Origin of the sequence: Brucella oryzae (assembly GCF_041929965.1) — a bacterium.
GTDB lineage: Bacteria > Pseudomonadota > Alphaproteobacteria > Rhizobiales > Rhizobiaceae > Brucella > Brucella oryzae.
The window spans coordinates 254,088-266,308 of sequence record NZ_JBHEEO010000004.1; the positions used below are offsets into that span (position 1 = coordinate 254,088).

The following is a 12,221-nucleotide window of genomic DNA, read 5'->3' on the forward strand; positions in this document are numbered from 1 at the left end:
GCGGGTGGGAGTTCACGGCGGCATAGTCGTGCTGCAAGAGTCATTGAAGAGGTAATCGCGGATGAAAGTCCTTGTCGCAGTAAAACGGGTTGTCGATTACAACGTGAAGATCCGTGTAAAGGGAGACGGTTCGGGCGTTGAGCTTGCGAACGTCAAGATGTCGATGAACCCTTTTGACGAGATCGCGGTTGAAGAAGCGATCCGTTTGAAGGAAGCGGGCAAGGTGACGGAAATTGTTGCAGTTTCGGTCGGCCCGGCACAGGCACAGGAAACGCTGCGTACCGCACTTGCCATGGGGGCTGACCGCGCAATTCTCGTGAAGGCCGATGAACCCGTCGAACCGCTTGGCGTCGCCAAGGTTCTGAAGGGCGTTGTCGAGGCCGAAAAGCCGGACCTCGTCTTCCTCGGCAAGCAGGCCATCGACGACGATTCGAACCAGACCGGCCAGATGCTGTCAGCGCTCCTCAACTGGAGCCAGGCAACCTTCGCCTCCAAGGTGGAACTGGGTGACGGTTCGGCCAAGGTAACGCGCGAAGTTGATGGTGGCCTCCAGACCATCGACGTGAAGCTTCCGACCATCGTCACGGTCGATCTTCGTTTGAACCAGCCGCGTTATGCGTCGCTGCCGAACATCATGAAGGCCAAGAAAAAGCCGCTCGACGAAAAGTCGCCTGCCGATTTCGGAGCCGACATTGCACCGCGTCTCAAGGTTCTGAAGACCGAAGAGCCGGGTGGTCGCAAGGCTGGCGTGAAGGTTGGTTCCGTCGCAGAACTGGTCGAGAAGTTGAAAGCTGACGGCGTACTGTAAAGAAATCGGAAGGGACGAGATAAATGGCTATTCTTCTTATTGCCGAACATGACAATGCAACCCTTTCCGACCAGACCGCAAAGGCGCTGACGGCGGCTGCCCAGATCGGCGGCGACGTGGATGTTCTGGTTGCAGGCAAGGGCGCGAAGGCTGCAGCCGATGCCGCCGCCAAGCTCAAGGGCGTGCGTAAAGTTCTGCTGGCTGAAAGCGACGCACTGGAAAATCGTCTGGCCGAGCCAATGGCAGCTCTCATCGTGGAACAGGCAGGCAATTACGACACGATCATCGCTCCGGCAACGACCTCGGCCAAGAACATCCTGCCGCGCGTGGCAGCGCTTCTTGATGTGATGCAGCTTTCGGAAATCATGGAAGTGGTATCGGCTGATACGTTCAAGCGCCCGATCTATGCGGGCAACGCAATCCAGACCGTCCAGTCGACCGACGCGAAGAAGGTTATCACCGTACGTACGGCCTCTTTCCAGGCAACGGGCGAAGGCGGTTCGGCTGCTGTTGAAAGCGTCAATGCGGCTGCCGATCCGGCGCTGTCGAGCTTCGTCGGTAATGCACTGTCGGATTCGGATCGTCCGGAACTGACTTCGGCCAAGATCATCATCTCCGGCGGGCGTGCGCTTGGTTCGGCTGAAAAGTTCCAGGAAGTGATCCTGCCTGTTGCCGACAAGCTTGGTGCAGCGGTCGGTGCAAGCCGTGCGGCCGTCGATGCAGGCTATGCGCCGAACGACTGGCAGGTTGGCCAGACGGGCAAGGTGGTTGCACCGGATCTCTACATCGCGGTCGGCATCTCCGGCGCGATCCAGCATCTGGCTGGCATGAAGGACAGTCGCGTCATCGTCGCCATCAACAAGGACGAAGAAGCGCCGATCTTCCAGGTTGCCGATTACGGCCTCGTCGGCGATCTCTTTACCGTTCTGCCGGAACTGCAAAAAGCGCTTTAATCGATCACAAAGCGGCGGGCATGTCCCGCCGCTTTTTCTTTGAGAACCATCACATACGGAAGCGCTGTTTTTGCCTTTCACTGAATGATGAATGAGGGCTGTATCTGTCTCGGACAGAATTGATATACTCGGCTCTGGCCCGGCAATGGGCGGCTGAATGAAGGAGTTATAACTGTGGCAATCAAGACGGTAGGGGTGGTCGGCGCAGGACAAATGGGCAGCGGTATTGCACATGTATGCGCACTGGCCGGATTCGATGTGCTTCTTCACGATGCGGCGGCGGACCGGCTGGAAAAAGGCATCGCCACCATCAATGGCAATATGGCGCGTCAGGTTGCTTCAGGCAAACTGCTGGAAGATCAGCGCGCTGCAGCGATGAAGCTTATCCGGCCGGCAAATTCCATGGAGGATTTAGCCGGTGTCGATCTGGCCATTGAAGCTGCAACGGAAGATGAGACCGTCAAGCGCAAGATCTTCGCGCAGCTTTGCTCGGCTTTGAACCCGGAAGCGATCCTCGCGACCAACACGTCGTCGATCTCGATCACGCGTCTTGCATCCACGACCGATCGTCCGGAGCGCTTCATCGGCATTCATTTCATGAATCCCGTGCCGGTTATGAAGCTTGTCGAACTGGTGCGCGGCATTGCCACGGATGAGGAAACCTTCCGCAAGTCGAACGATTTCGTGACTGCGCTTGGCAAGACGGTGACCGTGGCCGAAGATTTCCCGGCCTTCATCGTCAACCGTATCCTGTTGCCGATGATCAATGAGGCCATCTATACGCTTTATGAAGGTGTTGGCAGTGTTGAAGCTATCGATACTGCTATGAAGCTTGGAGCTAATCACCCGATGGGACCGCTCCAGCTTGCCGATTTCATCGGTCTGGATACATGCCTTTCCATCATGCAGGTTCTGCACGACGGGCTGGCGGATTCCAAATATCGCCCGTGCCCGCTTCTGGTCAAATATGTCGAAGCAGGCTGGCTGGGGCGCAAGGCGGGCCGTGGCTTTTACGATTATCGTGGCGAACATCCGGTTCCGACGCGCTAAGACGTGCAATCGTTTTCATGAAAAAGGCCGGTTCAAACCGGCCTTTTTCAATTGTGGCGACAAATTGCGGGCTGTGGAAAAGCGCGAACATCCTTACCATTAACTTACTGTTAACCATATGGGTTCAGAGCTTATTCATCTTTGATTGTTAAAGTTTTCATTAAGATGTTCGGAAATGAACAACGTTTCATGGTCCTAATTAATTGATGGTCGGGACATGATGGGCATCCATTCCGAATAGCGTGTTTTTGACGAAGGTTAAGACGATGAGCATTCTTGTTCAGCTGCGTGACAGCGTTAATGTCATCCGCGAGTTCGTCGCACCAAGCTACAGGCCCGAGCGCCATTATATGCGCGGGCCAGGCCCGGCTTGCGCGGCGCGCACGCACCATTGATATGAGCGCATGAAGGCTCCGTTTGCTTGGCGAACGGATTGGCATTGTAAAAAAGTAAAGCCAGAACGGTTGTCCGCTCTGGCTTTTGTCTTTTGAGGATTTGTGTGTGCGGTGGCCTATTCAAGTCCCTCGAACAATGCGGTCGAAAGATAGCGCTCGGCAAAGGACGGAATGATGATGACGATGTTCTTGCCGGCATTTTCCGGGCGCTTGCCGATTTCGACAGCAGCGGCCAGGGCTGCGCCGGAAGAAATCCCGACCGGAATGCCTTCAAGCCGGGCAATCAGACGGGCATTGGCAAAAGCGTCTTCGTTGGAAACCTGAACGACCTCGTCATAGATGCTGGTATCGAGCGTCTTCGGGGCAAAGCCTGCTCCGATGCCCTGAATCTTGTGCGGGCCGGGTGTGCCGCCTGAAAGAACGGGTGAATCTTTCGGTTCCACGGCAATCACCTTGAAGGATGGCTTACGCCCCTTGATGACCTGGCCGACGCCGGTGATCGTGCCGCCGGTGCCGATGCCTGAGATCAGGATATCCGCTTCGCCATTGGTGTCGTTCCAGATTTCTTCCGCTGTTGTCAGGCGATGAATTTCGGGGTTGGCAGGGTTTTCGAACTGCTGCGGGATAATCGCGTTCGGATTGCCTTCTGCGATGGCTTCTGCTTCCGCGATGGCGCCCTTCATGCCTTTTGCGCCTTCGGTCAGCACCAGTTCGGCACCGAGAAGCTTGAGCAGCTTGCGGCGTTCCACCGACATGGTTTCCGGCATGGTGAGGACAAGGCGATAGCCCTTGGCTGCAGCGGCAAAGGCCAGCGCAATACCGGTATTGCCGGAAGTCGGCTCCACGAAGACCGTCTTGCCCGGTACGGCCCGACCGTCGCGTTCTAGCGCTTCGATCAGCGCTAGACCGATGCGATCCTTCACGCTTGCCAGGGGATTGAAGAACTCCAGCTTGGCGAGAAGATTGGCCTCCACGCCCTTTTCCTTGGCGAACTTGTCGATGCGCACAAGCGGGGTGTTACCGATTGTGTCGAGGATGGAATCGTAAACGCGGCCACGGCCTGCGGTTTTACTGGCTTGCGGTTCGTTCAGGGGCTTGTTCATGGCGTGATCTTCCTTGTGTTGCGCAAAGTTTAAGAGGAAACTGCGCAAAAGCATAGTTGGGTACGTGCGCTTGTCGTATCAAGTTTAGAAATTTATTCTTTATAATCATATAAATTAGAAGTAAATTCCATCATAATTGGGATGCTGCATATTAGCTTGGAGTAAAGCTTGATTGATCCGCGTCAATGCGTTCTGACGGGAAGGCGCGCATCATCGGGTATCAGGCAGCCAGGAGAACACGAATGTACAAGAACATACTGATCGCAACCGATGGTTCGGAACTTGCTGAAAAGGGCGTCGACCAAGGTATCGCGCTGGCAAAGGAAACAGGTGCGAAGGTTACCTTTGTTTCCGTAACAGAACTTCTACCATCCTACGGTATTGTGGTTGCGGCGGAATGGGCCTCGAGCCCGTCGGCGTTTCAGGAATATCGTGCAGCTATCACGAAAGCGGCTACCGAAATCCTTTCAAAGGCCAAAGCCAAAGCAACGGAGATTGGTGTCAGCGTCGAGGCTGTGCATGTCGAAAATCAATCTCCGGCGCAGGGCATCGTCGAAGCTGCGAATGCCAAGAATGTGGATCTGATTGTTATTGCATCGCATGGGCGTCGCGGTGTGAACAAGTTGCTATTGGGCAGTCAGGCTGCGGAGGTTCTGTCACTCAGCACCGTGCCGGTACTGGTCATCAAGTAATCGACAGCTATTTCCAGCCTCCTGGCATCTTCCAGCATTACAGCGATTTCTCTAAAGCGCATAACAACGCAAGAAGATTCCTGAAGACCTCTGTTAAGCTCCTCCTGTCCGACTACGGACAGGATGAGTTTTCTCAAGGAGGTATTCATGACTGCGCCACGGCCTTCAAAGACCATGTTGGGCAATCATCCGCTGCATCCCGAAACGCAGATGCTCAATTATGGCTACGACCCTGAACTCTCCGAAGGAGCGGTCAAGCCGCCAGTATTTCTGACGTCGACTTTCGTATTCAAGACGGCGGAAGACGGACGCGATTTCTTCGATTTCGTTTCCGGCCGCAAGGAACCGCCCGTCGGTGTCGGTGCCGGTCTCGTTTACTCCCGTTTTAATCACCCCAACAGTGAGATCGTTGAAGATCGCCTCGCGGTCTATGAAGGTACCGAGAGTTGCGCGCTGTTTTCTTCGGGCATGTCGGCAATTGCTACGACGCTGTTTGCCTTCGCACGTCCTGGCGATGTCATTTTGCATTCGCAGCCGCTTTATGGGGGCACGGAAACGCTCCTCGCCAAGACGTTTCTCAATTTCGGCGTTGAAGCGGTGGCTTTTGCCGATGGTGTGCATGAAGCCTCGATAGAGCAGGCGGCTGAAGCAGCTGTTGCGAGGGGGCGTGTTTCGGTGATCCTGATCGAGACGCCCGCCAATCCGACCAACAGCATCGTCGATATTGCGGCCATCCGGCGTGTCGCGGAAAAAATCGAACAAAAGCAAGGATATCGTCCGATCATTGCCTGCGATAATACCCTACTTGGTCCCGTCTATCAGAAGCCGCTCGATCATGGTGCCGATCTTTCTGTCTATTCTCTGACCAAATATGTTGGCGGACATTCGGATCTAATTGCTGGGGCAGTGTTGGGTGCCAAGGCTGTTGTAAAACAGGTCAAGGCATTGCGCGGGGCTATCGGTACACAGCTTGATCCGCATTCATGCTGGATGCTGGGCCGCTCGCTCGAAACGCTCGGGCTGCGCATGGAACGCGCCAATAGCAACGCGCAGGCAATCGCGGAATTCCTACGCGACCATCCTAAAGTGGAGAAACTGCATTATCTTCCCTTTGAGGATGAGAATTCGGATATTGGCGCGCTGTTCAAGCGCCAATGCACCGGTGCGGGTTCGACTTTCTCATTCGATATCAAAGGCGGGCAGGCGGCGGCATTCCGCTTCCTGAATGCGCTTCAGATATTGAAGCTTGCGGTCAGTCTCGGAGGGACTGAATCACTTGCAAGCCATCCTGCTGCGATGACCCATTCGGGCGTTCCCGTCGACGTGCGGGAACGTATCGGGGTGCTGGAGTCAACGATCCGGCTTTCTATCGGCATCGAGCATCCAGACGATCTGATTGCCGATCTGGCGCAGGCGCTCGAAGCCGCGTGAAATAACAATGTGACGGAAAGCAGCGACCGGTTGTCGGTGCTTTCCCTAGGAAGGCCCCGATGCTAATCCAGTAGGGTCATTTCAAGACATATTGGAGGGATAATGAGGGGCAAATTTGTATTAGGTGCCGGACTAATTCTGGCGCTCACGGCTTGCACGACCAATCGCATTCCAGAACAGTTCAGAACCGATCATCATATGGGAGAAGCGAGATATTTTCAGTCTCGCTGTCCTCAATATAAGGCGGTTGATGCAGAGCGTGCGGTATTTGTGTATTGTATGGCAAACAAGGCTTACAACAGGGAATGTAATCCAGAGCGAACTGCGAGGAGTTTCATCGCAGGGTCGCTGGACGGTTATAAGAGCGCAAAGCTGCGCTATCAGAATGTACCGGATAAGAAGGTGTGTTCCATTGCCGAGAGCAAGTACGGCGTGAATGGCAGTGAAATGAAGCAATTGCTGAGGCGCTGAGATAAGCTGCTGTGGAGGCGTAATAAATGCCTTCGCAGTTTTGCGATCTGAATGATTGCCATGAATGGTGCGGGTGGTCGGAATCGAACCGACACTCCTTTCGGAACCGGATTTTGAGTCCGGCGCGTCTACCAGTTCCACCACACCCGCACATTTCTGCCGAAGCAGTTCGATATGGTCCAAAGGGACTGCGGGTTGGGATATAACGGCTAAACGAAACGAGGTCAATTGCTCAAAAGCGCAGCTTACACCGCTCTTGGAAAAGAAGATTGGACGGGTAAGAAGTAATGACGTGGTAATCTGCTCAGCCGCCCACCGTAACGGTTGTATTTCAGTCAACAGACCTGTTCCTGACAGTGTCAGGCAAAACACCTTATGTGTTCAGAACGGCTTGGAAATAAGCTGCCGCTCTTTATCTGCGCAAGGTCGCTTCAACCAGATTCCAGAAGACCAGAAGGGCGATGAAACCCAACAGGACATAATCCAGCGTGCTGACATAGTGAAAATATTCCATAGCGCATCTCCTTCCCCGGGAGGGCGCGACAGCGTTTGAGCCAGACGAAAGCTTTATGATTTATCCCGGGGCTATAGGCACTCTTTCAAAGTGCCGGATTGCACCGGTGCGGACCTCCTCTTCCGCCTGTTCATGCGCTCTCCCAAGACAAAGTGTATCACGCTTTGCCGTATGGCTCAAATCATTGGTTCGGCTGATAGAATCGGCCAAAAAGATGCGGTGCCGGATACCCTAGTTCGATGTCGCGATATTGGCTTTCCGGCAGTTGGCAAAGCGGTCTAGCGCCCGGTCATAGGCCGACGTTTTCACGCCCATCATGCCGATGATCGTGTGGAATAGATTGTCGTGTGAGGAAGGGGCGGCAGCGTCTTGCCTGACGCAGGCCGTGTCGAGCCGGGTTGCATTGGCATAATCCGGCGAAAACCACGCGACGAAGGGAATATGCGTCTGTTCGTCAGGCGCAATGAAATAGGGTGCAGCGTGAAGATAAAGACCGTCTTCGCCGAGCGATTCTCCATGGTCTGACATGTAGACCATGGCAGGAGCAAAGCGGTCTTCGCTCGCTTTGAGCACGTTGATGATCTCCGACAATATGTGGTCGGTATAGAGGATCGAGTTGTCATAGGAATTGACGATCTGGTCGTTGGTACAATCCGAAAATTCGCTCGTGCGGCATTCTGGCTTGAACTTGGCAAATTCCGGCGGATAGCGGCGATAATAGGATGGACCGTGACTGCCGGTCATGTGCAGGACAATCGTCGCGTTGCCGTTTACGTCTTTCAGGTGGTCACGCAGCCGGTCGACCAGAATCTGGTCGAGGCATTCACCGCCTTCACAGTAACGTGTATCATTAGAATTCTGTAGATCGACTGTCGGTATGCGGTCCGAAACGCCTTTGCTGCCGGTGTTATTTTCATACCACGCGACCTTGATGCCGGCGTGATTGAGAACATCCATGAGATTTTCCGAACCATGGAATTTAGAGCTTGAATATTCCTTGCGTGGAAAGGGCGAGAACATGCACGGTACGGAAACCGATGTGTCGGTCCCGCAGCTTGTCGTGTTTGTGAAGGTGACGATATCCTGCTGTTTGAGTTCGGGATCGGTCTCGCGCGGGTAGCCGTAAAGGCTGAAATTCTGGGCACGGGCCGTTTCTCCCACAACGATTACTGTCAGCAGCTTCTTGCCCGATGCAATTGGCGGCAATGTCTGTTTGGCATCCAGGCCGAGCGGCTGCATCACGATCTGCCTGTCATTAAGATCTCGCGCAATATACTGTACGGTGCTCTTGAGCGGCGTGCCGGGCATCAGCCGTTCCATGATGTCGGAGCGGTGCTCGCGATACATCGAGGAGAAGCTGCCATAATCCGAGCCGATAAGCGCGATGGCAACGGCCAGGCAGACGATGATCGAAACCGTATTGACGAGAAGCTTTTGCAGCAAAGGCCGATGCTTCACGCGGATCCAGATAATCAGAAACGAGGGAATGACGGCATAAAGCAGCATATGCAGCAGAAAGCCCGTCGTTATCAGGTGGCCGGATTCGGCCTTTGTCGTCGTGAGCGTTGCCTCGACAACGTTTCTGTCGATGATCGTGCCGAAAGTATCCGTGAAATAGGAGCCGCCCGCGGCGACCCATACCGCGAAAATCAGAACCGGCTTGATGATATACTTCGCCGAGAAAGCCATCAGAACGGCAATATGGATGAGAAGAATAGCCGCCGCCGCAACGACCAGTTTTTGCGGATGGTCGGAGAAATAGGCGATCAGACGTTGCCAGAAAGAAGTATTGGTGAAAGCGAGGAGATAAATCGCGGTCAGGACGCAAAGCGTACCGCTGGCGATGGTCGGGCGTGGAAATCGCATTCCTGAACCTTCAAAATCCAATTTGACCGATACTGGCCGATAGTGCCGTTAAGGATGAAGCTTCGCAGGGCTTCCGCAAAACTGCAATCGCAACTTTCTTTGCCGGATAAATCCGGGATCGGAGATTCAGGACAGTGATTTCTGGGCTTTTTTAAGGTTGGTTTAAATTAGGCATTATTTCTTCTCTGTGAAACTGCGGATGCGATTGCGCACGATGCGGGCCAGATTGCGGGTCCGTTGATAAAGATGGATCTGTGAGGCTGCCTGACGGACAAGCTTGTCCGCTGACGGGTTGAGCCCGATCACCAGCGTTTCGATTGTCTCGCGCCTGTCGAACAGCCGCGTCATGACCGGATGATCCGGAACGGCGCAGGAATCGGTGCGGTTGATGTTCGGATCGTTCAGATGGTTCTTCACGACCTCAATCATCAGAAGCACGCCGGGAGACCATGCGTTCAGGCTCTCATCATAGGCCGTCTTCCACGTCCAGGCTTCGCCTGAAACCGTAAAGACGATCAAAATGGCGATGACCCGGCCATCAAGTTCCAGTGTATGCACGCGCACGCAGTCACGTTCGGCAAGATTGTTGACTGCCTCGCGGGCGAAAGCCGCGCGAAACCGGTCCACGGCCATGGCGGTGCCGCGCTTACCCTTCCAACCGCTCGCTTCGAGCGTCAGGAAATGTTCGAAGGCATGGCGCACTTCGTCCGGCGTGCGAGCGACGCGATAGGCAAGCTCGCCCTTTTCCGCCAGCCTGCGCCATAGACGATTATAGTCCCGGCGATGATGTGCGCCGATTGCCTCTTTGATATAGGCGTTGCCGTCCAGATCGCTTTGGAGGAAGGGGCGCTCCTTCTGCTCTATGGCAACCAAAGGCAATTGTCGGCCCACCGCAACCGAACGGATCAGTTTTGCCGCCGGGCCGTTCGCACGCATTTCTGGCAAAACAAGCACATCCGGTAATCTGAGATGCCTGCGCGCCAGAATGTCGAACAAATCTTCCAGCACGCCGACAGGGTCGTCGTGATCGATCAGCGGCGTACCCTGCGGTCCGAATGGTGTAGACCAGGCACGGATCACCGGCGTCGATAGCGGCAAACCGGGACGCTCGATCGTATAGGGCATGACGAAGCGCAGGCGGCTGCGGATTTCGTTTTCGTCACGCATGACCATGAAGCGCACTTCGCGATCTTCAAGGCGCGGCATGGCCGGTGCCAGAAACCGTGCATTGAAGAACACGTTCGGCTCGACGGTCCGGTTGCTTAAATGATCGAGTTCGTCCCGCAACTCGAAGCCTGCTGCAGCGCCATAGATCGCCAGCTTGCGTGGTATCTCGCGACTGTGAAGGCTTTCCTCCAGTTTCTTGGCAGCTTCAAAGGACACTCCGCTTTCGGAAAGCTCCGAAACGATGTGGGCTGCATTTCCGCCTGCCGATTCTTCAAGCAAAGGTTTCGCGGCCATTACAAAGTCCCCTCCGAGGTCTTGGTACGGTCTCGTGGAATGAGAATGAACATGGTTATGTGCAAGGTGCGTGATACGGCTGCTGAAAGGAGTGCTGCTTCCATCAGCATGGCAATGGCTGTCGAAATGGCGGCGCCCGTCAGGCCGAGGCGCGGTATCAGAACCAGATTGAGAATGACGTTGATGGCAAGTGTCGCGGCATAGAGCAGGGCGCAGATATTCTGCTTGCCCGACATATTGAGAAGGCTTTCCGCCGGGCCGACGCTGGCGCGCGCGATCACTCCGATGATGAGAATGAACAGAAGCGGATAGCCTGCGGTGAAGGCCGGCCCGAAAAGCCGAAGAAGCGGATAGCCCGTCAGCAGAATGATGGCGCCCAACAACAATGTCGGCCAGAATGTCCAGCGGACGGATGCTTCGGCAAAGCTTGCAAATTCGGTTCGGTCGCCGCTGTGCAGCAGATCCGAATAGCGTTGGGCAACGCTGGCCTTCACGGCGAAATAGACAAAATGGGCAAGCGCCATGATCTTCGTTGCGGCGAAGTAGATCGCCACATGCTCGGGATCGAGCGCATGCCCCACCATCAACACATCGACATTGATGAGCAGGAAGAAAAAACCTTCCACCAGGAAAATCGGAAGGGCCACTTTCATCCATTCGCCAAGGCGCTGGTCACGCACGGCGGCGGGAATATCTCTTTCCAGCGAGCGATCCACGGTCAGAAACTGCCCGATGGTGGTAAGCCATGTCGCGGCGATCGACACGGCAAGCGCGACGGTTGCCGTGGAAGGCAACCCTGCTTCATGGGCGATGATCATGAACAGGAGAACCAGAAGCGGGCGGACAATATAGCTTGGCGTCAACGCCATCATCACCCAGGTACGCGAGCGCGCAATGCCATCCAGCATATTGCCGAGTGTAATCATCGGCAGGCAGATGAAGCCGAGGATGAAGGGCACAAGATAATAGCTCGCCACATGGTCCTTGAGCAGAAGCAGCAGGCCCGCGCCCAGAAGCGCGATCAGAGTTGCGGCTGTGAAAGCGAAGACGCGCCCGGCGAGGATGATGCCGCGCACGAGGCCGAACAGCTGGCGCTGCACATATTCCGGTACAAAGCGGATGATGGTCGTGTGCAGTCCGAAACAGGCCAGATCGCCGATGATGATCATGGTGAGCCAGACGAGGACGAAAATGCCGTACTCAAATTCACCCATCCAGCGGGCCAGAATAACCTGGGACAGAAGAGCGATGGCCGCGCTTGCCACACGCACGCAAAAGGCGACGAGGGAAGAGCGCTGTGCGCTTGCCTGCGGTCCGCTATCCGTAAGCACGCCATCCAGCCGCTCCGTCACGGGACGAAGCCTGGCTGCGATCCTGCCGGGTAGAAACCGGCTCGCCGTTTCAGCTGCCGAAAACCGCACTGTTTGCCAACCCTATCTTTGCAAGCCTTCCCTGGCCTGCTTTTTCGTGCCTGTGC

General features: G+C 55.2%; 11 protein-coding genes and 1 tRNA gene. 7 read left to right on the forward strand and 5 right to left on the reverse strand.

The window, feature by feature from the left end; all coding sequences use genetic code 11:
- Window positions 1-61 precede the first annotated feature (61 nt).
- From JNC70_RS06135 to JNC70_RS06150, 4 genes are all read left to right on the forward strand, one after another.
- Window positions 62-808, forward strand: coding sequence for an electron transfer flavoprotein subunit beta/FixA family protein (locus tag JNC70_RS06135; RefSeq protein WP_374788556.1), 747 nt, complete (start codon window positions 62-64; stop codon window positions 806-808).
- 23 nt (window positions 809-831) lie between these two features.
- The gene (locus JNC70_RS06140) at window positions 832-1,761 is read left to right on the forward strand and encodes an electron transfer flavoprotein subunit alpha/FixB family protein (protein WP_104754980.1); all 930 of its coding nucleotides are present in this window, start codon (window positions 832-834) and stop codon (window positions 1,759-1,761) included.
- Between the two features lie 174 nt (window positions 1,762-1,935).
- Window positions 1,936-2,811: a 3-hydroxybutyryl-CoA dehydrogenase gene (locus JNC70_RS06145; RefSeq protein ID WP_104754979.1), complete on the forward strand. Its 876-nt coding sequence runs from the start codon at window positions 1,936-1,938 to the stop codon at window positions 2,809-2,811.
- A gap of 266 nt (window positions 2,812-3,077) precedes the next feature.
- Complete coding sequence (locus JNC70_RS06150) at window positions 3,078-3,206, forward strand: hypothetical protein (RefSeq protein ID WP_255362115.1); 129 nt, start codon at window positions 3,078-3,080, stop codon at window positions 3,204-3,206.
- A gap of 116 nt (window positions 3,207-3,322) precedes the next feature.
- Here the strand turns inward: JNC70_RS06150 and cysK are convergent, their stop codons facing one another.
- Window positions 3,323-4,309: a cysteine synthase A gene (gene cysK / locus JNC70_RS06155; RefSeq protein ID WP_104754978.1), complete on the reverse strand. Its 987-nt coding sequence runs from the start codon at window positions 4,307-4,309 to the stop codon at window positions 3,323-3,325.
- 242 nt (window positions 4,310-4,551) lie between these two features.
- On the opposite strand from cysK, the gene JNC70_RS06160 reads away from it, so the two are divergent.
- The 3 genes from JNC70_RS06160 to JNC70_RS06170 all read left to right on the forward strand — a co-directional run bounded on the left by JNC70_RS06160 (window position 4,552) and on the right by JNC70_RS06170 (window position 6,903).
- A complete protein-coding gene (locus JNC70_RS06160) occupies window positions 4,552-5,001 on the forward strand; it encodes a universal stress protein (protein WP_104754977.1) in 450 nt (149 codons plus the stop codon).
- Window positions 5,002-5,148: 147 nt separating this feature from the next.
- Window positions 5,149-6,432 carry a cystathionine gamma-synthase family protein gene (locus JNC70_RS06165; RefSeq protein WP_104754976.1) on the forward strand — a complete coding sequence of 428 codons (1,284 nt, stop codon included), beginning with the start codon at window positions 5,149-5,151 and terminating at the stop codon, window positions 6,430-6,432.
- A 102-nt stretch (window positions 6,433-6,534) separates the two neighbouring features.
- The gene (locus JNC70_RS06170; protein ID WP_104754975.1) at window positions 6,535-6,903 is read left to right on the forward strand and encodes a hypothetical protein; all 369 of its coding nucleotides are present in this window, start codon (window positions 6,535-6,537) and stop codon (window positions 6,901-6,903) included.
- A gap of 65 nt (window positions 6,904-6,968) precedes the next feature.
- On the opposite strand, the gene JNC70_RS06175 is transcribed toward JNC70_RS06170, so the two are convergent.
- The 4 genes from JNC70_RS06175 to JNC70_RS06190 form a co-directional block, all read right to left on the reverse strand.
- Window positions 6,969-7,053: transfer RNA gene (locus JNC70_RS06175), tRNA-Leu, on the reverse strand.
- 595 nt (window positions 7,054-7,648) lie between these two features.
- Window positions 7,649-9,283, reverse strand: a complete 1,635-nt coding sequence (locus JNC70_RS06180) for a phosphoethanolamine transferase (protein WP_104754974.1) — start codon at window positions 9,281-9,283, stop codon at window positions 7,649-7,651.
- A 174-nt stretch (window positions 9,284-9,457) separates the two neighbouring features.
- Window positions 9,458-10,744 (reverse strand): type IV secretion system effector crotonyl transferase BspF, encoded by a 1,287-nt coding sequence (bspF, locus tag JNC70_RS06185; RefSeq protein WP_104754973.1) that lies wholly within the window; start codon window positions 10,742-10,744, stop codon window positions 9,458-9,460.
- Window positions 10,744-12,165 carry a lipopolysaccharide biosynthesis protein gene (locus tag JNC70_RS06190; protein WP_167394037.1) on the reverse strand — a complete coding sequence of 474 codons (1,422 nt, stop codon included), beginning with the start codon at window positions 12,163-12,165 and terminating at the stop codon, window positions 10,744-10,746. The genes bspF and JNC70_RS06190 overlap by 1 nt, the downstream gene beginning before the upstream one ends.
- Between the last annotated feature and the right edge of the window lie 56 nt (window positions 12,166-12,221).